The 23933-nt window shown below is 60.4% G+C and carries 22 protein-coding genes and 1 tRNA gene; 10 read left to right on the top strand and 13 right to left on the bottom strand.

What is annotated here, in order from left to right; translation table 11 throughout:
- Window positions 1-287 precede the first annotated feature (287 nt).
- Window positions 288-749 carry a PaaI family thioesterase gene (locus ACYVIT_RS05515; protein ID WP_415808376.1) on the top strand — a complete coding sequence of 154 codons (462 nt, stop codon included), beginning with the start codon at window positions 288-290 and terminating at the stop codon, window positions 747-749.
- On the opposite strand, the gene ACYVIT_RS05510 is transcribed toward ACYVIT_RS05515, so the two are convergent.
- From ACYVIT_RS05510 to ACYVIT_RS05500, 3 genes are all read right to left on the bottom strand, one after another.
- Window positions 681-1451: a phosphatase PAP2 family protein gene (locus tag ACYVIT_RS05510; RefSeq protein WP_415808375.1), complete on the bottom strand. Its 771-nt coding sequence runs from the start codon at window positions 1449-1451 to the stop codon at window positions 681-683. The two genes, ACYVIT_RS05515 and ACYVIT_RS05510, sit on opposite strands and share 69 nt — an antisense overlap.
- Window positions 1452-1521: 70 nt before the next feature.
- A complete protein-coding gene (locus ACYVIT_RS05505) occupies window positions 1522-2517 on the bottom strand; it encodes a metallophosphoesterase family protein (protein ID WP_415808374.1) in 996 nt (331 codons plus the stop codon).
- A 17-nt stretch (window positions 2518-2534) separates the two neighbouring features.
- Entirely contained in the window at window positions 2535-3488 is a 954-nt protein-coding gene (locus ACYVIT_RS05500) for a diacylglycerol/lipid kinase family protein (RefSeq protein ID WP_415808373.1), read from the bottom strand.
- A gap of 83 nt (window positions 3489-3571) precedes the next feature.
- Here ACYVIT_RS05500 and ACYVIT_RS05495 point away from each other — a divergent pair, with 83 nt between their 5' ends.
- On the top strand, window positions 3572-4774 hold the full coding sequence (locus ACYVIT_RS05495; RefSeq protein WP_415808372.1) for an MFS transporter: 1203 nt from the start codon (window positions 3572-3574) through the stop codon (window positions 4772-4774).
- An 83-nt stretch (window positions 4775-4857) separates the two neighbouring features.
- Here the strand turns inward: ACYVIT_RS05495 and ACYVIT_RS05490 are convergent, their stop codons facing one another.
- The gene (locus ACYVIT_RS05490; RefSeq protein ID WP_415808371.1) at window positions 4858-5199 is read right to left on the bottom strand and encodes a hypothetical protein; all 342 of its coding nucleotides are present in this window, start codon (window positions 5197-5199) and stop codon (window positions 4858-4860) included.
- Between the two features lie 354 nt (window positions 5200-5553).
- Between ACYVIT_RS05490 and ACYVIT_RS05485 the strand changes: the two genes are divergently transcribed.
- On the top strand, window positions 5554-6948 hold the full coding sequence (locus tag ACYVIT_RS05485; RefSeq protein ID WP_415808370.1) for an APC family permease: 1395 nt from the start codon (window positions 5554-5556) through the stop codon (window positions 6946-6948).
- Between the two features lie 174 nt (window positions 6949-7122).
- Window positions 7123-7677 (top strand): anti-virulence regulator CigR family protein, encoded by a 555-nt coding sequence (locus tag ACYVIT_RS05480; RefSeq protein ID WP_415808369.1) that lies wholly within the window; start codon window positions 7123-7125, stop codon window positions 7675-7677.
- Window positions 7678-7692: 15 nt separating this feature from the next.
- Here the strand turns inward: ACYVIT_RS05480 and ACYVIT_RS05475 are convergent, their stop codons facing one another.
- The gene (locus ACYVIT_RS05475; protein WP_415808368.1) at window positions 7693-8577 is read right to left on the bottom strand and encodes a LysR family transcriptional regulator; all 885 of its coding nucleotides are present in this window, start codon (window positions 8575-8577) and stop codon (window positions 7693-7695) included.
- 141 nt (window positions 8578-8718) lie between these two features.
- Between ACYVIT_RS05475 and ACYVIT_RS05470 the strand changes: the two genes are divergently transcribed.
- Window positions 8719-9570: an amidohydrolase family protein gene (locus ACYVIT_RS05470; RefSeq protein WP_415808367.1), complete on the top strand. Its 852-nt coding sequence runs from the start codon at window positions 8719-8721 to the stop codon at window positions 9568-9570.
- The gene (locus ACYVIT_RS05465) at window positions 9567-10544 is read left to right on the top strand and encodes a tripartite tricarboxylate transporter substrate binding protein (protein WP_415808366.1); all 978 of its coding nucleotides are present in this window, start codon (window positions 9567-9569) and stop codon (window positions 10542-10544) included. The genes ACYVIT_RS05470 and ACYVIT_RS05465 overlap by 4 nt, the downstream gene beginning before the upstream one ends.
- A 91-nt stretch (window positions 10545-10635) precedes the next feature.
- Here ACYVIT_RS05465 and katG read toward each other — a convergent pair whose 3' ends face one another.
- From katG to ACYVIT_RS05450, 3 genes are all read right to left on the bottom strand, one after another.
- Window positions 10636-12774, bottom strand: a complete 2139-nt coding sequence (gene katG / locus ACYVIT_RS05460) for a catalase/peroxidase HPI (protein ID WP_415808365.1) — start codon at window positions 12772-12774, stop codon at window positions 10636-10638.
- Window positions 12775-12912: 138 nt separating this feature from the next.
- The gene (locus ACYVIT_RS05455; protein WP_415808364.1) at window positions 12913-13047 is read right to left on the bottom strand and encodes a hypothetical protein; all 135 of its coding nucleotides are present in this window, start codon (window positions 13045-13047) and stop codon (window positions 12913-12915) included.
- Between the two features lies 1 nt (window position 13048).
- On the bottom strand, window positions 13049-14254 hold the full coding sequence (locus tag ACYVIT_RS05450) for an MFS transporter (protein ID WP_415808363.1): 1206 nt from the start codon (window positions 14252-14254) through the stop codon (window positions 13049-13051).
- Window positions 14255-14572: 318 nt separating this feature from the next.
- Between ACYVIT_RS05450 and ACYVIT_RS05445 the strand changes: the two genes are divergently transcribed.
- Window positions 14573-14647, top strand: a tRNA-Arg gene (locus ACYVIT_RS05445).
- Window positions 14648-14839: 192 nt separating this feature from the next.
- Window positions 14840-16036 (top strand): D-alanyl-D-alanine endopeptidase, encoded by a 1197-nt coding sequence (gene pbpG / locus ACYVIT_RS05440; protein WP_415808362.1) that lies wholly within the window; start codon window positions 14840-14842, stop codon window positions 16034-16036.
- Between the two features lie 129 nt (window positions 16037-16165).
- Here the strand turns inward: pbpG and ACYVIT_RS05435 are convergent, their stop codons facing one another.
- The 5 genes from ACYVIT_RS05435 to ACYVIT_RS05415 form a co-directional block, all read right to left on the bottom strand.
- A complete protein-coding gene (locus ACYVIT_RS05435; RefSeq protein ID WP_094821483.1) occupies window positions 16166-16546 on the bottom strand; it encodes a ribbon-helix-helix domain-containing protein in 381 nt (126 codons plus the stop codon).
- A 215-nt stretch (window positions 16547-16761) separates the two neighbouring features.
- Entirely contained in the window at window positions 16762-17340 is a 579-nt protein-coding gene (locus tag ACYVIT_RS05430) for a DJ-1/PfpI family protein (protein WP_415808360.1), read from the bottom strand.
- A gap of 204 nt (window positions 17341-17544) precedes the next feature.
- Complete coding sequence (gene ybaK / locus ACYVIT_RS05425; protein ID WP_415808359.1) at window positions 17545-18033, bottom strand: Cys-tRNA(Pro) deacylase; 489 nt, start codon at window positions 18031-18033, stop codon at window positions 17545-17547.
- Window positions 18034-18198: 165 nt separating this feature from the next.
- Window positions 18199-19128 (bottom strand): site-specific tyrosine recombinase XerD, encoded by a 930-nt coding sequence (gene xerD, locus ACYVIT_RS05420; protein WP_415808358.1) that lies wholly within the window; start codon window positions 19126-19128, stop codon window positions 18199-18201.
- A gap of 625 nt (window positions 19129-19753) precedes the next feature.
- On the bottom strand, window positions 19754-20629 hold the full coding sequence (locus ACYVIT_RS05415) for a LysR substrate-binding domain-containing protein (protein WP_415808550.1): 876 nt from the start codon (window positions 20627-20629) through the stop codon (window positions 19754-19756).
- Window positions 20630-20781: 152 nt separating this feature from the next.
- On the opposite strand from ACYVIT_RS05415, the gene ACYVIT_RS05410 reads away from it, so the two are divergent.
- Together ACYVIT_RS05410 and ACYVIT_RS05405 are read left to right on the top strand one after the other, a co-directional pair.
- Window positions 20782-22476, top strand: a complete 1695-nt coding sequence (locus ACYVIT_RS05410) for a thiamine pyrophosphate-binding protein (protein ID WP_415808549.1) — start codon at window positions 20782-20784, stop codon at window positions 22474-22476.
- Window positions 22477-22648: 172 nt separating this feature from the next.
- Window positions 22649-23842, top strand: coding sequence for an acyl-CoA dehydrogenase (locus ACYVIT_RS05405; RefSeq protein WP_415808548.1), 1194 nt, complete (start codon window positions 22649-22651; stop codon window positions 23840-23842).
- Window positions 23843-23933: the final 91 nt, after the last annotated feature.

The raw sequence follows: 23933 nt of genomic DNA, 5'->3' as shown, positions 1-23933 counted from the left end.
CGAAGGGAAGTTGACGCTATTGCATCAAAAAACCCTCGTACTGGCTACGGTTCTCCCCATAAAAGAGGGAGATCGACGCCCGAGATGTTGGGATACTGCAACACTCGCCGATCTCAGCCCAATTCCTCTAAGTGTTTACCCTAAACCCCTGTGAGAGCCAGCATTGGCGCGACCTGACGTCAAGCTGATGCTTTGGCGGCCGGTCTGCTACGCTCCTTATTTTAGTAACGCGAAACAATAGTGGATACAGGTCTGCACAGACTGGAAACAACTCGCCAGGGAACACCATGAGCGCTTACACGGAGCCGACGGCCGCCACCCAGCCGCCACGCATCAGCGTGGCTGATTTTCAATGCCTGCTGGCGGAACAGCACCCTTTTGCAGAAGTACTGGGCATAGAGATTACCGACATTGGCTACGGCACGGCACGCGCAGTCCTGCCCGCCCGGGACAGCCATCAACGACTCGGCGGCATTGTCGCGGGCCCCATGCTGATGGGACTCGCCGATCTGGTGTTGTATGCGGCGGTAGTCGGCGCCACCGGTCAGGCCAACGCCGTGACAGCCAGTCTCACCATCAACTTTTTACGCAAAAGCCCGGCGGGCGCCATCATTGCCGACGCCCGCCTGCTCAAAATCGGCAGAATGACGGCAGGCGAAGTGCTCCTGCACGGGGAACACTCATCGGAGCCTGTGGCCCACATCGTCAGCACGTGGTCGGTACCAGCGTCTCATCATGCCCAGGCATAGTGACAACCAGGCCAGGCTCAAGGCAAAACCGGCGATCACATCGCTCAAATAGTGCACCTGCAGCAGCACGCGGCTGACGCCGATCGCCGCGATCAGCATCGCGCCGCCCGCCAGACACGCATGATGCCAACGCACCGGCATCATGCGCACGGCCAGATAACACGCAAATCCATATACGGCCATCGATGCAGACGCGTGGCCGCTGGGAAAGCTCCAGCCGACTTCGTGGACGTAACCATGCACATACTCGGGGCGAACGCGCTCAAATGTGTGCTTCATCGCCATATTCAGCAACCCCCCGCCGCCGGTCACGACCGCGCAAAGCACCGCCGTCGCGCGCTCACCCCGCCACCACAGCCATAGCGTCAACGCGCTGGCGATCAACGCGAGGAGGTTGCGATTTCCCAGAAAGGTGAACCACGACAGCATCCACAACAACCACGATGGCATGGACTGCCCGAGCGCCGCAGCCAGCAGATTGTCAAACCGGACCAAAGGACTGCCCAGACTCATCGCGACAGCAATCAAGAGAAACGTCACCCCGGCCCCGCCGGCCACGGACCAGTATGCCCCCTGTCCAGACAATGGCGACCGGGCGTCATGACGGCGGCTCAACCCGCCGACCACGCCCCCCGCGGCGGCCGATATCACCAATAGAATCAACAAGGGGTAGGCAGCGGCCCAATGCGCGACTGTTTCCATACAACATCAACGAGGAACAAAAAATAAGAAAGGTTGCACGCAAAGACTGCCGTCAACCCGTAGCAAAACCTTATCGCGCACCACGAGACCAATCCAAGGTCTGGCTATTGGCACGCGCAAACGCCTGGAGATCGGCAGCATAGTCCCAGCGCTGGATGACGCACTGGTGCTGTCCCTGCCCGGCCTCGTGTTCGATCAGATTGATCGAGTTTGAAATACCGCCCCGCACGCGCTGCGACACCGCGGTTCCGGCCTGCACTACCCAGGCCCGACGGCTGGCGCCGACGGTACCTGAAACATGTGCAGCACTCGATGCATCTGCACCCGAAACCTCGGATACATCAGCACGATCCGATCCGCGCAAAACACCGACAGCCTCCGCTGCGTCCGACATCGTCGGCACATCGACGATGCCGAAGGCATTCGCCGATGCTGTGCCCGCCTCCAGGCCAGGTGGCACTGCGGTAGAGAGCTCTGACGCGGGCAATACATATGGCAAATGAATATGTCCGCCCAATATGAGATCCACGCCAGCCTCGATCCAGGCCGGCACCGCCCATTCGCGTCCGATCAATAAATTGGACTGATCGCTTTCTACGGCAGCGCGCACAGGATGATGCAACACCACGATCCTCAGGCAATCAGGACTCGATTTTCTGAGCCGCTGCACGACCCGCTCGACCTGCCTCCGATCCACCTGGCCGTTTTTGTGCCGGCTTGGCCGAGTCGAATTCACCCCGATCGCCAAAAGTCCCGGCATTTCGACCGCCGGCTCCAGCACGGCCCCCATTGCCCGGCGATACCCACCGTACGGATTCAACCAACGCGCCAGCACGTTGAATAACGGAATATCGTGATTGCCAGGTACGGCCAGTACCGGGCGCTGTAACGCCTGCACGAAGCGCCGCGCCGCTGCAAACTGGGCACCCCGCGCTCGCTGTGTGATATCGCCGCTCAACAGCACCAGATCGGGCTGCCACTCATTCGCCAGCCTCAACAGCGCCTGAACGACAGGTTCGCGCTCGGTACCGAAATGCGTGTCTGAAAGGTGCAGAATCCGTGTCATTGATATTCCGTCACCCCTCAGGCGCGCGCCGCGCGCAGTGACGGGGGAGGCACCAATAATTGCAACGGCTGCTCCGACACGCGAAATTCCAGCGGCGCATCGAGCCAATGGATTTCTCCATCCAGGGCGACCTTGATGCGCCGCCTGTTCCGCGACAGGCGCACGGTCAGGTGTTCAAACCCGAAACTGAACACATGATCCGCATCGCCCAGACGGCTGAGCCAGCCACGCAGCACCAGGCCATACAGAGCCCATGTGCCCACCGGCCGAACCCCCATCGCGACAAGCTGGCCCTGCTGCAACGCAGGAGCCTCGGCAATCCCAACCTGCTCCAACTGCAACTCGTTATTGCCCACGACGATGGTTGGCGTACGCAAGGTCCGCACCTGGCCCTCATGCTCCAGGTGCACCGTCAATTGGCGGTGAGCCCGCGCCAGGGTCACCAGCGCCGACCAGACCGCGACCAACCGGCTGCGCCCATATCGCCGCTTGTAAGCCTCGCGGTCTTCGAGCAGTTGGGGATACAAACCGAGGCTGGCATTGATCAAGAACAGCCGGCCGTTGACCAGCCCAACCTGGGCCGGCTGCGGTTGTGCCGCCAGCAGGCATCGGGTAGCCAGTTCGGTGTCCTGCGCAATCCCATAGGTACGCCCGAAATAATTGAAGGTGCCCTGAGGCAAAATGCCGAACGGCAAGCCGCTGCTCAGCACTGCCTGAGCCACCGCGCTCAACGTGCCATCACCGCCCGCCGCTACGACGATTCCGCCCTGCTCGCGCGCACGCGCCACGGCCTCTTGCGCCATAGCGGGCAACTGCCGGCCATCGTGAACCGGCATCAAGGTATAGCGGCGTCCCGCCTCGTCCAGCACCCTCTGGATGGTCGCTTGGACATCACTGGCGTCATCACGGCCGGAGCCTGTATTCAGCACAATGAAAAATGGCTCGTCGCCAGTCAAATGTAGAGGCTGCATGCGGCAAAGATAGCGCGCCACGCCCCCGGCAAGCAAGCCGCAAAGGTCTAGAATAGCGCCTGATCTTACTTTTTGGCCTCACCGTGCAGAGCCCCGACGCGCCTTTCAGTTTAAAAAAAATAGCCGTTCCGGCGTTCGGCCCATCGGTTCTCTACGGTGTAAGTAACGGCGCCATTCTGCCGGTAGTGGCACTGAGCGCCCGCGAGTTGGGCGCGTCCGTCGCCACCTCGGGACTCATCGTGGCGCTGATCGGCATCGGCTCGCTCGTCAGCAATATCCCTGCGGCGCTCGTGACCTCGCGCTATGGCGAGCGGCACTCCATGGTCGGCGCGGCGGCGCTCAGTGTCCTGGCCCTGTTGTTGTGCATCTTCGCCAGCCATGCCTGGATGCTCGCCGTCGGCGTGTTCTTTATCGGCATGGCGTCGTCGATCTTCATGCTGGCCCGGCAGACTTACATGATCGATGCGGTACCGGTCTATATGCGGGCGCGGGCACTGTCGACACTGGCAGGCACGATGCGGATCGGTGCCTTTGCCGGGCCCTTTGCCGGTGCAGCATTGATCCATTTCATGGGCCTGGACGGGGCCTATTGGGTCGCGATCGCTGCCATGATGGGCGCCGGCCTGATTGCCTATCATGCGCCTGACATGGCGCCGCCCGAGCGCCAACCAGGCGGCTCGGCCCACGCCAAACCGCGACTGCTCGATATCGCGCGCTCGCACAGCCGAGTGCTCTTGACCCTGGGATTGGGCATCCTGCTGGTCAGTGCCGTGCGCGCGTCGCGGCAAGTCGTCATTCCGCTCTGGGCGGACCATCTAGGCATGAGCGCCAGTACAACGTCTCTGATTTATGGCCTGGTCGCAGCGATCGATATGTCGGTGTTCTACCCTGCCGGTACCTTGATGGATCGGCGCGGACGCCTGTGGGTCGCGGTACCCTCTACGTTGTTGATGGGGGTCGCCCTGATTGGCACCTCGCTCAGCACGGGCGTCATCGGCTTTATCGTGGTGTCGATGATGCTGGGCCTGGGCAATGGCATCAGTTCCGGTATCGTCATGACGCTGGGCGCCGACGCGGCCCCCACCAAGGGGCGTACCGAATTTCTGGGGATCTGGCGGCTGGTCGCCGACATGGGCAGCAGCCTGGGGCCCGTGGTGCTGTCGATCATGACAGGTGTCGCGTCGCTGGCTCTGGCCGTCGGTACCATGGGAATATTTGGCCTGGGCGCGGCAGCAGTATTCTGGCGCTGGCTGCCGCGAGGCAACCCCTCGGCGAAAAACGGATAAAAAGAAAGAATCGCCGCTCAAAACGGCGATGCCGGTGCGACCCACGAGGGCCACACCGGCATCCAAAACCTATGCGATGAAGACTACTTGCTATGCTGAGCGTGGTCTGCCTCGTGCATCGCCAAACGCAATAGCATCAAGACACAGGCCAACAATCCGGCACCGGCCAAAATCCATCCTTGCGGTTCACCGATAAGAGGCACTGCCAACAAGGGCGCCGCCAAGCCTGCCAAAGGCGCCAGCAACATGATCATCCAGAAAATGGCCCCGCCCTGGCGAACATGAACCGGTGCTGCTGCCCGTTGTGCTGCTGCCGCGGTCGCGCGTTGATACGCCTTTGCGCGCTGTGATTTGGCACGGTAAGTCTTGACAGTACGTCCACCCTTGCCTCGTTCACGTACAAAATCCGCGTATACCACTGCCATATGCGCCTCCTCGCTCTACGCCTGTGCAGACACATTGCCTGCACAGCTACTGGCCTGGCACTTCAGCGTGGCCGGACTTCTGCTGCCCCGGTCCACCAAAACACCAGCGTGTTAGTCACGAACTGCTGTTAGGTATAGAAATACTCCTATCCGGCGGGGACCGCAATCATAATTTGCACAGAAAACACAATAAATAGCAATGCGACCGATTGACGCACATTTTGCGCCCCTTGGATCTCATTAAATCGGCGCACGATGGAAACCTCTCGTAATTACCGGTGACACAGTCAATCACGAGACAGAAGCCGCCAGCGACATACTTGCACCCGGCGGAAATAACTAGAGGAGAGAAGTATGTCTACGCAAGATAGCGCAGAACACCCCCAATTGAAACGGGTCATGGGGCCAAAGCTGCTGCTGTTGTTCATTATTGGCGACATTCTGGGCACCGGGATCTATGCTCTGACAGGGCAGGTCGCCGCCGAAGTCGGCGGGGCGGCATGGGCTCCTTTTTTAGTGGCCTTTTTCGTGGCGTTGCTCACCGCGTTTTCTTATCTGGAGCTGGTCACCAAATATCCGCGGGCTGCTGGCGCCGCACTCTATGTGCATAAAGCGTTCGGCATTCATTTTCTGACATTCATTGTCTGCTTTACGGTGATGTGCTCGGGACTGACCTCCGCGGCGACGGCCTCGCGAGCGTTTGCTGCCAATTTGTTCGTGGCGCTGGGGCTAGAAAACGCCCCCACAGCCGTGACGATGGGCGCGCTGGGATTCATGCTGTTGATCATGGTGGTCAATTTCCGTGGCGCGTCAGAAAGCGTAAAAGCCAACGTCGTCCTGACGCTGGTCGAGCTGAGCGGGCTGCTGCTGGTGATCCTGTTGGGCTTTTATGCCATCAGTAACGGCCAAGCCGATTTCTCCCGCGTCGTGGCATTCGAAACCCCGGAAAACAAGAGTGTCTTCCTGGCAGTCACGTCTGCGACGGCGTTGGCATTTTTTGCCATGGTCGGGTTCGAGGACTCGGTCAACATGGCCGAAGAGGTCCATGCCCCGCACCGTATCTTTCCTAAAGTCATGTTGACCGGCCTGGGAATCACCGCCGTCATCTATGTATTGGTATCCATTTGTGCCGTCGCCTTGATTCCGGTCGGTGAACTGGCCGCGAGCTCCACCCCGCTCGTGCTGGTGGTCCAACGCGCCGCCCCCGGTCTGCCGATGGAAACCGTCATGCCGATCATTTCGATGTTTGCCGTGGCGAACTCGGCGCTGATCAACATGATGATGGCCAGCCGGCTCCTGTATGGGATGTCGCGCCAAGGCGTGCTGCCGAAGTTTTTGTCGTATGTGCATGCCCGCAATCACACCCCGTGGTCGGCGATTCTGTTTACGACCGCGCTGGGCCTGGGGCTGATCGTGCTGGTGTCTTCCAGCAACTCCAAGGCTATCAGCGCCCTGGGCGGAACCACGGCGCTGCTGTTGCTGGGGGTGTTTGCCTTTGTCAACGTGGCGGTACTGGTACTGCGCAAAGACCGCGTCCAACACGAGCATTTCCGTGCAAATACGGTGCTGTCATGCGTGGGCGCCGCTGCTTGCATCTTTCTGGTCACCCCACTGACGGGCCGCGATCCGATTCAGTATCAGGTAGCCGGATGGTTGCTGGCCCTGGGTGTCGTCATGTGGGGGATCACGGTGCTGGTGCATCGCAAAGAACACCGCCATCTGGATCCGGAACATTTGACCGACGATTAATCGACCGGCCTGTCACCGTCCACCAAACGCCCCGCTTGCCCTGCGCGGGGCGTTTTTTGTTGCATTTTGTCATACTAGCAACGCTCGGCGGCTCATTTGATACCCCGGCAGAAAAACGGTGGCATACACTGGGTTCGCCAGTCGAATACTCAAAACAAGCGGGAGTCCTTTACCATGCGCGCACCCTCATTAGCTACCCTCTTTGCGGCCGTGATCTGCCAGGTCGCACTCGTCAGCCAGCCTCTGGCCGCACCACCCGAGGGCAAGGGGAAGTCGTCTCAGTCCAGCCAAGGCGGTGGAAACGGAAACGGAAAAAGCAAAAACCAGGGGAATGGCAACGGCAAAAACAACGGCCAGAGCAACGGCAGCCACTCCAACAAATCATCCAACTCAAAAGGCGGCAACAACGGCAAAGGTGGTCATGGCGGCGGAGACAGCGACGTCAACGTTTCGCTCAGCTACGCAGGCATCACGGTATCGACGGCCCGCGGTTATGCCGTCGACTATGGCGCAACGCGCTATACCGCATTGCCTCCCGGCATCCGCAAGAATCTGGCACGCGGCAAGCCCCTGCCTCCGGGAATAGCCAAAAAAATGGTGCCCGGCCCCATGCTGGCGCATTTACCCGTTCATCCGGGCTACGAATGGCAAGTGGCCGGCACGGATCTGATATTGGTGGCCATCGGCACCGCGATCATCGCGGATGTGCTGTTTGATGTATTTGATTAGCAAGACAAACGCGTGCTACGTCGTCACATCCAGATTCGCAAACACATCCGCCAAGGTCGGTACCGACTTGGCGGGCCAGATGGCACTGAGATCGAAACTCGGCAACTCATCGCCATCGTGCACCTGGCAAAAGCGTACTCCGCGAAAGTCCATAGACTGAATCCAGCTGGGCAGTAGCGCCACGCCGCAGCCGCCCGCCACGCAAGCCAGCACCGTCAACGTACGATTGGCTTCTTGGGCCACATGCGGCGTCAGGCCGGCCTTGCGCAAGGCATCCAGAATGCCTGCATAAAAAACCGGTAATTGGTTTTGCGGATACAGCACCAGTCCCGCTTCTGCGATCTGCGCCAACGATACCGTGCCCTGCTCCGAGACGACGAATTCGTCAGGCACGGCCGCCACCAGACGATCACGCAATAGCAGGCGTTCACGCATTTTGCCCGCAACGGCCACGGGCGTATGCATCAGACCAAGATCGATTTCGCCGCTCACCAACGCATCGGCCTGCTCGGCATTGCTCATTTCCCTCAGGACAACACGCACGCCAGGCGCGGCGCGGCGCAAGGCGCGCAACGCTCGCGGCAACATGTCGAACAACGCGGAGCTCACTAATCCGATGGTCAATTGGCCGGCACTGCCCTTGGCAATGTCTTGAGCCCGTCTGGCCGCGGCATCAATACGCGCCACGCTGATCCGGACATCTTCCAAGATCGACTGGGCGGCTGCGGTCGGTGCGGCGCCCCGCCGGCTGCGTACAAACAACTGCACTCCTAATTCTTTTTCCATGCGGGCGAGAGACTGGGACAGCGCGGGCTGTGCAATGCCCAACCAATTGGCGGCAGCGCTGACGCTCCCTCGGTCGATGACGGCCAAAAAATGGCGAAGATGCCTCGTTTCCATATTAAAAGGATATGAATAATTAACCTATTCAGCATAGATCAATATATCTGGGAATCCTAGAATGCGAGCCATTCCACACCCATACAAACAAATGGCCGCATAGCGCTCGAAGCAACACGGCGTGCCATTGGAGACGCTGGTTTGACTTCAGCCCCATCCCCGCTATCAACCCCGGTAGCCATCGACACACATGCCCACGTTTTTACGCGTGGTCTGTCCATGGCTTCCCGCCGGCGTTATACGCCGGACTACGATGCCACGCTTGCCGACTATTTGATGCATCTGGATGCTCACGGTCTGTCCCACGGCGTATTGGTGCAGCCCAGTTTCCTCGGCACGGACAACCGCTTTCTATTGAGCGCCTTGGCCCAGGCCAAGCATCGATTGCGTGGCGTCAGCGTCGTAGATCCTGAACAGATCACCGCCCAAGAACTGACTGCAATGCATCACGCCGGTGTGCGTGGCATACGGCTGAATCTGTTTGGGCTGCCCGCGCCGGACCTGCAGTCCACGGCATGGCGCGCATTGTGTGAGCACATCAATCCATTGGGCTGGCACGTCGAGGTGCATATTCCCGCAGCTCGTCTGCCTGACGTGCTGCCATCCCTGCTCACTGCAGGCTGCCACATCGTGGTGGACCACTTCGGCAGGCCGGATCCTGCGGCGGGGATTGACGACCCCGGTTTTCGCTATCTGCTCGATCAGGCAGCCAGCGGCCGGATTTGGGTAAAGCTGTCGGCAGCCTATCGCCTGTGGCCCGCCGAACAAAGCGCGACGCTCGGACACCAGGCGACCGAACAGCTCTTGCAGGCCTTTACGGCCACCCGGCTGATGTGGGGCAGCGATTGGCCTCATACCGAAAACCAGCATCACGCGAACTATCCACGCACCGTTGCCTGGCTGCGCGACTGGGTCACAGACCCCAGCATCCTGCACACCATATTGGCCGCCACCCCATCGGCCTTGTTTGATATCGAGGGAGACACTCCATGAATCCGTTATTTTCTTTGACTTGCCGTACTGTGGCCACGATAGCCGCGACGTTGATGACCTGCTCCGCCGCGCTGGCCGCCTATCCCGAACGCCCCATCACCATGGTGGTCACCTATCCACCCGGCGGAACGGTCGACGTGGTCGCACGGCTCATTGGCCCCAAACTCGCTGAAAAACTGGGCCAGCCCGTCGTCATCGAAAATCGAGGTGGCGCAGGCGGCATGATCGGCGGCGCCGTGGTCGCCAAAGCGAAACCAGACGGCTATACGTTGATGCTCGACGCGTCCAATCACGCCCAAAACCCGGCAGTGCACAGCAAAATGCAGTTCGACACGCTGAAAGATTTCGCCCCGGTGTCGCTGTTGTTGCGCGTCCCGAATATGCTGGTGGTCACCCCCAACGCGCCCTTTCAAACAGTGGCCGATGTCATTGCAAAAGGGAAAGATCCCGCCCATCCTGTGTACTTCGCCTCGGCTGGCCCAGGATCGGCGCAACACTTGGCAGGCGAACTCTTTAATCTGATGGCCGGTACGCACCTGGTACATGTCGCGTACAAAGGTGGCGGCCCTGCCATGCTGGACGTCATGGCAGGCCAGGTACCCGTGATGTTTGCTTCGATGGGCTCTGGCTGGCAACACGTGAAGAATGGCAAGCTGCGTGCATTGGCGGTAGGCGGCGCCACACGTTCGCCATCCGCTCCAGACCTGCCCACGATTGCGGAATCGGGGGTTCCCGGCTATGAGTCCTATGAGTGGAATGCGATCTTCGCCCCTGCAGGCACGCCCCCAGCCATCCTCGATCAACTGTCCAAAGCCCTGGCCGAGGTTCTGAAAGATCCCGGCGTCGCTCAAACCCTGGCAGGAATCGGTGCAGAAGCCATTGGGTCCACGCCTGCCGAGCTGGACACATTCCGGCAAGCGGAAATCGCCAAATGGCAAAAAGTGGTCGGCGAAGCCAACTTGAAGCTGGACTGATCGCGCACCCGCGCATCTCGCTTTCGCAGAACGCAAAACCGGTCGCCTTGGCGACCGGTTTTGCGTTCTGCTATCCCTTACGATGCGGGGATCACTGCACGTCGAAACGATCCAGGTTCATCACCCGAGCCCAGGCGGCGACAAAGTCGCGTACGAACCGCTCGCGCGCATCCTCGGCAGCGTAAACCTCTGCATAAGCGCGCAGGATCGAGTTCGCGCCGAACACCAGGTCATTGCGCGTGGCGGTGTACTTCACCTCACCTGTCTTGCGATCACGCCCTGCGAAGACTTCGGCGCTGTCATCGGTGGCAGTCCACGCCGTGTTCATGTCGAGCAGATTAATGAAGAAATCATTGCTCAGAACACCAACACGATCGGTGAACACGCCATGTGTGCCGCCGTCGTAATTGGCGCCCAGCACCCGCAGGCCGCCGATCAGCACAGTCAACTCCGGCGCAGAGAGCGTCAGCAACTGTGCCCGGTCGATCAACCATTCCTCCGTGCGCACACCCTGACCGCCTTTGCCGTAGTTGCGGAAACCATCAACGACCGGCTCCATCAGTTCAAACGTCGGCACGTCGGTCTGTTCCTGCGTCGCGTCGACACGGCCCGGCACAAACGGGACCTCGATCGCCACACCGGCCGCCTTGGCAGCCTGCTCGATGCCGACCACACCCGCCAGCACAATCACATCAGCCAATGAGGCCTTGCCGCTGGCCTGCTGGATCGCCTTGAGCGTATCCAATGCACAGACTGCCGTCTGATTGACTGCCCAGTCCTTTTGGGGCGCCAAGGCCAGGCGTGCGCCATTAGCGCCGCCTCGCTTGTCGCCGCCCCGGAACGTGGCCGCCGAAGCCCAGGCCACTGAGACCAACTGACCGACGGTCAATCCGGACTCAGCGATGCGGGCCTTCAGATCGGCGATATCGGCAAGGGTCGGCGCATGCACGGGCGCGGGCAACGGATCCTGCCAAATCAGATCTTCTTTCGGAATTTCCGGTCCGAGGTAGCGCGCCTTCGGCCCCATGTCGCGATGGGTCAGTTTGAACCAGGCACGAGCAAAGGCTTCGTTGAACGCCTGCGGATCCTCAAGGAATCTACGGGAAATTTTTTCGAATTCCGGGTCAAAGCGCAGTGTCAGATCCGTCGTCAACATTGTCGGCTTGCGCTTTTTCGACGGGTCGAACGGATCGGGGATGATGGCCTCGGCGTCGCTGGCTTCCCATTGAATGGCACCTGCCGGACTGCGCGTCTGCACCCATTCGTACTTGAACAGGTTCTCGAAAAAGTGGTTGCTCCATTGTGTGGGGGTCTGCGTCCACACGACTTCGAGACCCGAAGTCACGGTATCCGCGCCGACGCCGGTGCCATAGCCGGAAGTCCAGCCCAAGCCCTGCGATTCGAGCGGCGAGGCCTCTGGCGCCTCGCCGATCTTGTCGGCCGGGAAAGCGCCATGGGTCTTGCCAAGCGTGTGACCACCCGCGATCAGCGCGACGATTTCCTCGTCGTTCATCGCCATGTTGCCGAACGTCGCACGGATAAACGGCGCTGCAGACAGCGGATCGCCACTGGCCTCCGGGCCTTCAGGGTTCACGTAGATCAAACCCATCTCTGTCGCCGAGAGCGGGCTGCCCTCCAATGCCTCGGATTTGCGATGCGCCAACCAGGCCTTTTCATTGCCCCAGTTCACATCCAGATCAGGTTCCCACACATCCTCACGGCCGGCACCGAAACCAAACGTGCGGAAGCCGCTGTTTTCCAATGCCACGTTGCCAGCCAATTGCATCAAATCGGCCCAGGAAATCGCCTGTCCATACTTGCGCTTGATTGGCCACAGCAGACGGCGTGCCTTGTCCAGGCTGACGTTGTCCGGCCAGGAGTTCAAGGGTGCAAAACGTTGCTGACCCCGGCCACCGCCGCCGCGGCCATCGACCATGCGGTACGTACCAGCGCTGTGCCAGGCCATGCGGATAAACAAACCGGCGTAGCTACCCCAGTCTGCGGGCCACCAGTCCTGTGAGTCGGTCAACAAGGCACGCAGATCTTTCTTCAGTGCGTGGTAGTCGAGTTTCTTGAATTCTTCGGCGTAGTTGAACGTCTCGCCCAACGGATTGGAGCGGTTGGAGTGTTGATTGAGGAGATCGACACGCAATTGATTGGGCCACCAGTCGTGACTGGTAGTACCGCTGCCGGCGACGAGATGGAAAGGACACTTGGCTTCAGATGACACGATGAGGGTTCCCTGGTGTTACTGGAGCACTCATCTTACTCAGGCTTTGTTAGGAGATGAAATTGAACTAAATAAAACGATAAATAGCTTTTAACTATCGATCATGAAAAATAATTTTTAAATTCAATCCCAAGCAGTTCAAAACCCGCACATCGCCGCCAGCGTTTCCCAGTTCAGTTGCAAGTCCGGTCTCATGTATCCGAGAAACCCCAGCGCGAGGACCGCTACCAATGCGACTGCGCCTAGCGCCCGCCAGAGAGAGCGGCGCGCCATGTCAGGCCACCGCTTGCGGCACCGGCCGCGATTCCAGCGATTGTTCGCGCACCGGCAGGCACAACAGCGCGGCAATGACGGCCAGCGCAATGCCAATCCACCACATCAGGTCGTAGTTCCCCGTGGTGGAGTAGACATAGCCCCCCAGCCACACGCCAATGAAGCTGCCCACCTGATGCCCCAAAAATGCGATGCCGGACAAGGTAGCGGCATACCGCAGCCCGTAGATCTGCCCGATCAGTCCCTGGGTCAACGGCACCGTGCCCAGCCAGAACAGGCCCATCCAGGCCGCAAAGGCGTACAGCACCCAGGGCGAAAGGGGCATCGCCAGCAATAACAACATGCCAAAGGCGCGCAAGCCATAGACGCCCGCCAATAGTTTCTTCTTGCTATGGCGTCCCCCCAGTTTGCCGGCGTAAAACGACCCGATCACGTTGAATAAACCAATCAACGCAATCGCCGTCGCGCCTTGACTGGCATTCAATCCGCCGTCGGCCACATAGGCGGGAAGATGCAGCGTGATAAACGCAGTATGGAATCCACAGACGAAATAACTGCCGGCCAAAAAGTGGAACGACGGATGCTGCAAGGCCTGACGGATGGCGGCAGACAGCGACTGGCCGCCAGCGTGAGTCGCGGGCTTGCCTCGCAGGTAGTAGGCCAACGGAATACCTGTCGCCGCCAACAAGGAAAGCGCCCATAGCGCCCCTGTCCAATCCAGCCCGCTGATCAGCATTTGTCCGGCAGGCACCACCAAAAATTGCCCCATCGAACCGCCCGCGCTGGCAATACCCATCGCCGTGCTGCGAAACTCCGGTGGCACCGAGCGCGCCACCACCGGCAAAATCACAGGAAAAGTCGTACCGGCCTGGCCCAAGCCCACCAACACGCCCGCTGTCATGTACAGGCTGAATTCGTCGGTCGCCAAGCGCGTCCCGATCATGCCCGCGACGTAGAGCAAAGCGCCCAGCGCAATCGTGCGCCCCGAACCATATCGGTCGGCCAGCATCCCCATGAAAATACAGGCCACGCCCCACACCAGGTTTTGCAGCGCAAACGCCATCGAAAACACATCGCGCCCCCACCCATGCGCCAGGCCCATCGGCTGCATGAACAGCCCAAACGTGGCGCGCACACCCATGGCGAGCAGCACGATCAACGTGCCCAACCACAGGGTACGTAGTGAAACGGATTGCGATGAAGACATCTGATTTGCCTAGAGGATTAGCGCGGGCGCCGACATGATGCAAAGCGCAGGCTTGAGCACCAAGATTGTGCACGTGATGAAATCGTGCCCATCATATACAAGCTGCCGTAATAAAACGGTTTAGTCCCTGCCCGGGAGTGGGGTATCGCCCCCCGTGCACGGCTGCACCATATGAGTGCATTCCACGCAGACCCGCGAACGCAATCTTGCGACGCACCAAAGCACACCCGGCCAGATGCTAGAATTCGGCTCTCGCAAAGCGAATGGTCGTACCAACGATATGCTTTGTTATCAGGAACTTGCGCGTTCCGAGCCTGCCTCGCCGTAGTTAAATGGATATAACAGACCCCTCCTAAGGGTCAGTTGGTGGTTCGATTCCACCCGGCGAGGCCATCCCTTTTGTTGCCCCCATGTCAGGGCAAAAAAGCCACGCTTAGGCTCTGTTGCAATCGCGCGCTTGCGCCACAGTTAAAAAAACTGTTTAAATTCTGCACGTAAGTCTATAATTCATCTGACTTTTTCCCGGCTCCGCTCAAGCCGCCCCTGACCAGTCCGGTCGCGTACCCCTTTTGTCTCGGTAGTCTTATGGTGTTTTTCTGGAAACGCGCCGTTGTAACCACCCTGGTGCCTTTGGCCATGGCACTGGTCAGTCTGTTGCCTGGCGCGGCCTATGCGGCCAAGGCCGACCCGTGCAAAACCAACGCGAAATCCTCTGCCTGCAAGGCAGCGAAATCCAAGACGACCGCGACGAGCAGCGCCAAGTCCACGACCAAGGCTACCGCCAAAAAATCCACCAAGGCGACGGCAAAGTCCAGTTCCCAGGCCAAAAAGACCTCGGCCAAGACTAGCGCCAAGAAATCCGCAAGCCGCACCACGAGCAAGAAAACCGCTTCGCGTACCCAATCGCGCAAGAGCACGATCATCGCACGCCAGCGCACCGCTGCCGCCCACGCCAGCGCCGCCGCCCTGCCCACCGCCGAAGCCTCCATCCGCGAGGAAATCCGTGCCCTGCGTTCGACCACGGCCTACGCCCAGGACCTGGAAACCTCGACGGTCCTGTTCGCCAAAAACGAAAACGTCGTACGGCCGATCGCCTCGATTTCCAAGCTGATGACGGCGCTGGTCGTCGTGGACGCCAACCAGCCCATGGACCAAGTCCTGGAAATCACCACCGAAGACGTAGATGTCCTCAAGCACACGACATCGCGCCTGCAGGTCGGAACGCGTTTGAGCCGCGGCGACATGCTGCACCTGGCATTGATGTCCTCTGAAAACCGGGCAGCCCACGCACTGGGACGAAATTATCCGGGCGGTATCCCTGCCTTTGTCCGGGCCATGAACGACAAGGCTCGCGCGCTCGGCATGTCCAGCACCTACTTCATCGAACCCACCGGCCTGTCCAGCCAAAACGTGTCATCCCCCCACGATTTGGCGCGCCTGCTGCGCGCGGCAGCCCAGCGTCCTCTCATCCACCGCTATTCCACCGACGACGAATACGAAGTCGACGTCGCCAACCGCACCCAGACATTCCGCAACACCAACTTGCTGGTGCGCAAGGCGGACTGGGACATCAAGGTGTCAAAAACGGGTTATATCAACGAGGCCGGCGAATGCCTGGTCATGATGACCCGCATCAACGGCCGCGATATTGCCATTGTGCTGCTGGACTCTCAAGGCAAATATTCGCGCATCGGCGATGCCGTACGCATGCGCCGCATTCTGCAAAGCGACGTCGCCTCATTGGCCCCGGCAACCGGGTCGAATGTCATGTCGATGCGCTAGGCCGAGGGCGCATGCCGTTGGCCTGTAACGAGAACGCTGCGAATAATTTGCACCCGCAGCGTCTGACGCCGCTCATCTGACCACACGGGCTTGCGCGATCCCGCCGGACCAAACAAAACCAGCGGACAATCACGCCGCAGCGCGCTGCAGCACCGCGCCATCGTGCAGCGTTCCGGGCAAACCCGCCAGTACGGCCCGGGCGTCCAGCGAGCGGATCGGGACGTCCATATCGGCCGGAATACGGCCATCCACCTGCAGCACCTCATATCGCAGGCAACACACGCGCAGGAACGACGTGAAATTCGCCGCCTCGCCCCGATACTCGATCAATTCGTCATAAAGCCGCTCGATGAGTTGCGTCACCCGCATGCCATCACGAGCGGCGATTTCCTCGAGCACCGACCAGAACAGACGTTCGAGCCGCACACTAGTGGCCACCCCATGCAACCGCAGCGAGCGGCTCTCGGGCGCGTAGGAATCGGGATGGGCACGAATAAAGATTTCACACATGGCGCAAGTTCCTGGTAGCTGAACGTCACTGTACGATTGTGACGCTCCCACGGCAAGCCAGGCGGCACAACGCCACGCGCTCCGAGGGGCACGGCGACTCCCCGCCAAACTCTGCTGCCCTCGCCGCAGGCAGGCACTGACCACGATCACACAAGCCGTAATGGCCAACCTTGCTGCCTGCTTGATGAGCAGGCAGCGGCCGGCCTGGAGACGAATCAATGCGTGATCTTGGTGCCCAGAACCTGCAAAAATTGCGCCAACCAGGCGGGGTGAGCCGGCCAGGCAGGAGCCGTCACCAAATTGCCATCGGTGTGTGCCTGATCGATGGCAATCTCGGTGTAGGTGCCGCCCGCCAGGCGAACCTCTGGTGCGCAGGCGGGATAGGCCGAGCACGTGCGCCCCTTCAAAATACCTGCCGCGGCCAGCAACTGGGCGCCGTGGCAGACGGCCGCGATAGGCTTGCCCGCCTGATCGAACTGCCGCACGATTTCCAGCACGCGTTCGTTCAAACGCAGATATTCCGGCGCACGCCCGCCTGGAATCACCAGGCCGTCATAAGACGCCACATCGACCTGCTCGAAATCATGATTCAGCGCGAAATTGTGCCCGCGCTTTTCACTATAGGTCTGCGCGCCCTCAAAATCGTGAATCGCCGTCGCGACACTGTCACCGGCTTTTTTGCCCGGGCAGACCGCGTGCACGGTATGCCCCACCGCCAGCAGCGTCTGAAACGGCACCATGGTTTCGTAGTCTTCGGCGTAATCGCCGACCAACATCAAGAGTTTCTTGGCCATCGTTGTCTCCCTGTTCCTGGTTGCGAGGCGACATTCAGGCGGCGCTCGACGCGTCCAGCGCCGCCTGAATGAGAAAGGACATTGTGCGGCATGAGGCGGAACAAGAGGTGGTAACCGAATACCGCCTGGACAGGAATACGGCCGGACCGAAAACTACCGCATTGCAGCCGCACGGCAAGCCGCCGCGGCAGCGCACAATACGAACTATTCCAGCGCAACGGACACAGGCTTGGCCCCCAACAGGCTCACCAGCACCTTGGGATCAATGCCGATCAAATACCCTCGGCGTCCGCCGTTGATATAGACCACGGGATACTCCAGCACCTGTGCCTCGACCCACACAGGCATACGCTTGCGCGTACCGAATGGCGATGTTCCGCCCACCTGGTACCCGGAATGCCGCTGCGCGACCTCGGGATGGCAAGGAGCGACCTTCTTCAAGCCTGCCTGGCGAGCCAGATTTTTAGTCGAGACTTCGCGGTCACCGTGCATCACCACAATCAAAGGCCGCGCCGCCTCGTCTTCCATGATCAAGGTCTTGACCACCGCATGAGGGTCCAGCCCCAACTGGCGGGCCGCCTCGCCTGCGCCCCCATGATCGACATAGTCATAAGTATGCTCGGTGTAGTCCACCTTGTTTTTCTTCAATAGCTGGGTGGCGGGCGTTTCGGAAACGTGACGGGCTTTACTCATGGCACAAGCAGCAATTAGGCGTAATCCAGAAGCCCGTTAGTGTAGACCTGGACGGCAATCAGAGCGCGTCAAAATACCACGGTGCGCAGCGGCCTGACACGCCTCTCACACGTGTTCTATATCCATCACGCTGATGAAAACCGGTTCACCTGCCGTGCCTTGCATTCAAGCGCGGGGATGATGCGCCGCATGCAGCGCTTTGAGCCGTTCGCGTGCCACATGCGTGTAGATCTGCGTCGTAGAAATATCCGCATGTCCCAACAGCATCTGCACGACACGCAAGTCAGCCCCGTGATTCAGCAAATGGGTGGCAAACGCATGGCGCAGCACATGCGGCGACAACGGTGCCTGTACGCCTGCGATGATGGCGTACTTCTTGATCAATTGCCAGAATGCCTGTCGCGACATCGGTTGCGCACGACCCGTCAAAAACAAAGCGTCGCTCACCCGTGCACCGGCAAGCTCTGGGCGCGCAGACTGCATATAACGCTCGATCCAATGCGCCGCCTCGGCCCCTAGCGGCACCAGGCGGTCTTTGCCGCCCTTGCCCATCACAACGCGCACCACGCCCTCGTTCAAACTGACTTCAAGCACCTTGACGTTGACCAGCTCAGACACGCGCAGCCCCGTGGCATACAGTGTTTCCAACATGGCGCGGTCTCGCAACCCGCGCGCGGTATTCAAATCGGGCGCCGACAACAACGCCTCGACCTGCGCCTCGGACAGCGTCTTGGGCATGCGGGGCGGCTGCTTTGCAGCGCTGAGCGTCAGACAGGGATCTTTCTCTGCGCGATGTTCCCGCAACGCCCACGCATAAAACCGCCGCAATGCCGCCAATCGGCGATTCGCAGTCGTCGCGCGGCTCTCCTCGTGGCGCGCGGCAAACCACGCCTCGATATCGCCGGCCGCAACCTCTCGCAATTGGGTGGCCATCGCGGCGCCGCCATGCTCGGCCGGATTTTCCAGCCACTGTGCAAACGCAGTCAGATCACGTCGATATGCCGCCAGCGTGTTTGCGGCCAGGCCGTCTTCCAGCCATACGGCGTCGATGAAGGCGTCTATATCCGGCTGGGAAGTTAACGGTGTGGAGGTCATGTGGCGATTCTAAAAGATGATCTCTGGTGCCACGGGAGCGATGCCTATCGCTATCGCGGTGGTCTCTGAGTTTGCAAGGTTATATCTACGTCTGATGAGAGATGATCGCTATTAAAACGTCCCTGTCGCGTGCCGGAGTGTGATGCCGGGCCGTTGAGCGCGGATTTAGCCCGCGAAGCGGGCCGAGGCCCCTGGTCATGGGCCGAGTCCGTGCGATAGGCCCGGCATCACACTCCGGCACGCGACAGGGACTCACAATGGTGACTTGCCATCGATGCATGTAGTCTAGACCTTATAGGTGGCCAGCATCAGCGAATCCGCGAGAGCTCATATATCGCTGGCCAACATCGATGAATACGAGAAGCTCTGAGCCGGGGCTCGTCGTGTCAAGGGCGTGCTGGCCCGTAGAGCCTGCCGAACCTGTCTTGCCAGGCGGGGGGCAGTCGGCTGGGCATGTTTGAACGCAGCGCAGCGGAGTGAGTTTGCCCAGCCGCCCCGCCTGGCGAGACAGGTGAAGGGCAGTCTGGCCGCGCAGGCGGCCAGACCAGGCGATAGGGCCAGCGCGCCCTTGACACGACGAGCCCCGGCGCCCAAAGAACCCCGATTCCCGCATGCAAGCAACCCCCTAAGCCACCGACCGCAGCCACCGCTCAAACGCCCGCAACGCCTCAGACCTCTCATCCCGCTGCGAATACCCGAAGTAATACCCCTGCCCCACCGTCAACACCTGCGGCACCGGCTGCACAAGCCTCCCCTCCTCCAACGCCGGATAAGCCAGAAAATGCGGCACCAGCCCCACGCCTAAGCCGGCCTCCGCAGCCGCCAGCATCATGGTGAAAAGCTCGTAACGCGGCCCACCCGCCGCTTGAGGCCCATAAGATTGACCATTAGCCGCATACCAGAGCCGCCAGGCATCCGGCCGGGAGCTCAAGTGCAGATGAGTCAACCCAGCCAGGCCGTCCTCTTCGCGACGTGGCAAATGCGGGGCGCAGACCGGGACGAGTTCCTTTTCCGGAAACAGCAGCACGCCTTGAGTCCCCGGCCAGAGACTCGTGGCGTGATACAGCGCCCCGTCGAATGGCTGGTCCTTGAACTGAAATGGCAGCGTGCGCACCGACAGGCTCACGCTAATGTCGGGATACTGCTGTTGAAAACCCGGCAAACGCGGAATCAGCCACGTCGTGGCCAACGTCGGCACCACCGCAATGTGAATGCTGCGCCCCATCCCGGTGCGGCTGACCAGGCCGAACGTGTCCTTTTCGATCTGATCCAGATGATGGCGGATGCGGCCCGCATATTCGGCGCCATGCTCGGTCAGCACAATACGCCGGCGCACGCGCGTGAATAGTTGCACGCCCAGGCGAGCCTCCAGGCTGGCTACCTGACGATAGACAGCGCTATGCGTCAGTGCGAGCTCCTCCGCCGCGCGGGAAAAGCTCCCCAGCCGGGCCGATGCCTCGAAAGCCTGCAAGGCGCTCAGATTAGGAATGCCATTACGCATAAAGAAACATCGCAAGGTTGAACACTACGTGCTGACAAGTCACTATATTGTGCAATTTTATCAATTGCATTGTGCAAGCGAGGAACATTATGCTCAATAGCTTGCTATCCGGCTGATTTTGCCTGCCCGCTTATTTAATTACCGGCTTACCTATGACTATCGCGACGACTCCTTCCCGTGCCCGCCTGGGCGGACATATTCTGGTCGATCAACTGGCCGCCCACGGCGTCAAACACGTATTCTGTGTCCCCGGCGAAAGCTATCTGGCCGTGCTGGACGGCCTGCATGACGCCCAGATCGACGTCACGGTCTGCCGCCAGGAGGGCGGTGCGGCCATGATGGCCGACGCGCACGGCAAACTCACCGGCGAGCCCGGCATCTGCATGGTCACCCGCGGCCCCGGCGCCACCAACGCCATGGCAGGCGTGCACATCGCCAAGCAAGACTCCACGCCGATGATCCTGTTTGTCGGCCAGATCGAGCGCGGCATGCGCGAGCGCGAGGCTTTTCAGGAAATGGATTACCGTGCCGTGTTTGGCACGCAGGCAAAATGGGTCACCGAGATCGATCAGGTCGAACGTATTCCTGAACTGATCTCCCGCGCCTTTCATATCGCCACCTCGGGCCGCCCGGGCCCGGTCGTGATTGCGCTGCCCGAGGACATGCTGACCGAAACCGCCACGGTGGACGATGCGCCGCATTACGAGGTGATCGAGAGCGCCCCGACGGCAGGCCAACTGAGCGATCTGGAACAACTGCTGTCTCAGGCACGCTCTCCCGTGGCCATCCTGGGCGGCACCCGCTGGAGCGCCGAGGCTGTCGAGCAGTTCACCGCCTTTGCCGAGCGCCTGGCGCTGCCCACGGCGGTATCGTTCCGCCGCCAGATGCTGTTCCCGGCGGATCACCCCTGCTTTATCGGTGACGTGGGCCTGGGAATCAACCCGGCGCTGCTCAAACGCGTGGCCGATGCCGATCTGATTTTGCTGGTCGGCGGCCGGATGTCGGAAAACCCCAGCCAGGCCTATACCCTGCTCAACATCCCGGTGCCGGCCCAGAAACTGGTACATGTGCATCCGGACAGCGCCGAACTCGGCCGCGTGTACCGTCCGACCCTGTCCATCAACACCTCGCCCGCCGCCTTTGCCCAGGCCCTGGCTAGCGTCAAAGGCCCTGCGCAACCCGCCTGGTCCGCCGACACAGAGACCGCCCGCCAGTCGTATCTGGCCTGGAGCGACCCCACCTCGGTGCACACACCGGGTCAGCTGCAGTTGGGCGAAGTCATGGCCTATCTGGAAAAAACGCTGCCTGCCGACGCCATCATGACCAACGGCGCCGGCAACTATGCCACGTGGCTGCATCGTTTCCACCGCTTTACGCGCTACGGTACGCAGTTGGCCCCGACGTCCGGATCCATGGGCTATGGCCTGCCGGCGGCCGTCGGCGCCAAACGCGTCCAACCCGAAAAGACCGTCGTGTGTTTTGCAGGCGATGGGTGCTTCATGATGCATGGCCAGGAATTCGCGACGGCCGTGCAATACGGCCTGCCCATCCTCGTCTTGCTGATCGATAACGGGATGTACGGCACGATCCGCATGCACCAGGAAAAACACTATCCCGGCCGCATTTCCGCCACCCAGTTGCAGAACCCCGACTTTGCCGCGTACGCGCAGGCCTTTGGCGGCTATGGCGAGCGTGTCGAAACGACAGAACAATTCGCGCCGGCGTTTGAACGCGCCCTGGCCAGCGGCAAGCCCGCCATCCTGCATTGCCTGATCGACCCGCAGACCATCACGCCGTCGACCACGCTGGACAAGATCCGCGATGCCGCGCTGAAGGCGCAGCAATAAACCCTGCGTCAACCCGTCAACCGGGTTGACGCGCCGGCACTTCAAGATCATTTAGACTTAAAGCATTAATATCGATCCGGACTCTCGCAACGCCCTATCGCTGCGCAAACCGAATCAACGTATTAACCCGATATACGCATTCCCCGTATTTCGCTCTATACCGGAGACCCGCATGTCCTCGAATCCTTCCTTTCACTGGCAAGACCCGCTGTTGCTCGACCAGCAACTGACTGATGAAGAGCGCATGGTGCGCGACGCTGCCGCGGCTTATGCGCAAGACAAGCTGGCGCCGCGCGTACTCGACGCATTTCGCAACGAACAGACTGATCCGAAGATCTTTGCCGAGATGGGCGAACTGGGCCTGCTGGGCGCGACGATCCCCGTTGAATACGGCGGCGCCGGCCTGAACTACGTCAGCTATGGCCTGATCGCCCGCGAAGTCGAGCGTGTGGATTCGGGCTACCGTTCGATGATGAGCGTGCAATCGTCGCTGGTGATGGTGCCGATCAATGAATTCGGCAGCGAAGCGCAAAAGAAAAAGTATTTGCCCAAGCTGGCCAGCGGTGAATGGATCGGCTGCTTTGGCCTGACGGAACCCAACCACGGTTCCGACCCCAATGGCATGGAAACCCGCGCCGTGCTGACTGGCGACCGCTACAAGCTGAGCGGCGGCAAGATGTGGATCACCAACTCGCCTATCGCTGATGTGTTCGTGGTGTGGGCCAAATGCGTGGGCGGCGAGTTCGATGGCAAGATCCGCGGCTTTATCCTGGAAAAAGGCATGAAAGGCCTGTCCGCTCCCGCTATTCACGGCAAGGTCGGCCTGCGTGCGTCGATCACCGGTGAAATCGTGATGGACGAAGTCGACGTCCCGGCCGACCAGATGATGCCTGGCGTGTCCGGCCTGCGTGGTCCCTTTACCTGCCTGAACTCGGCTCGCTTTGGCATTGCCTGGGGTGCGCTGGGTGCAGCCGAAGCCTGCTGGCACACTGCCCGCCAATACACGCTGGACCGCAAACAGTTTGGCCGCCCCCTGGCTGCCAATCAGTTGATCCAGAAAAAACTGGCCGACATGCAAACGGAGATCACGCTGGGTCTGCAAGGCTGCCTGCGCCTGGGCCGCATGAAAGACGAAGGCACCGCCGCTGTCGAAATCACCTCGATCATGAAGCGCAACTCGTGCGGCAAGGCGCTGGATATCGCGCGTCTGGCTCGCGATATGTTGGGCGGCAACGGGATCTCTGACGAGTTCGGTGTGGCGCGTCATTTGGTCAACCTCGAGGTGGTTAATACCTACGAAGGTACGCACGACGTGCATGCGTTGATTCTGGGTCGTGCTCAGACCGGGATTCAGGCGTTCAGTTGACCTTTTTCTCTGCGCTGTTTAGTTCCTTCTAGAATTCGCCTCAGCATCTTTGGATGTTGAGGCGTTTTCTTTGGAAGTGACATTGTTGGTT

This window comes from Bordetella muralis (assembly GCF_054781015.1).
This window is presented reverse-complemented; position numbering and strand designations above follow the sequence as displayed.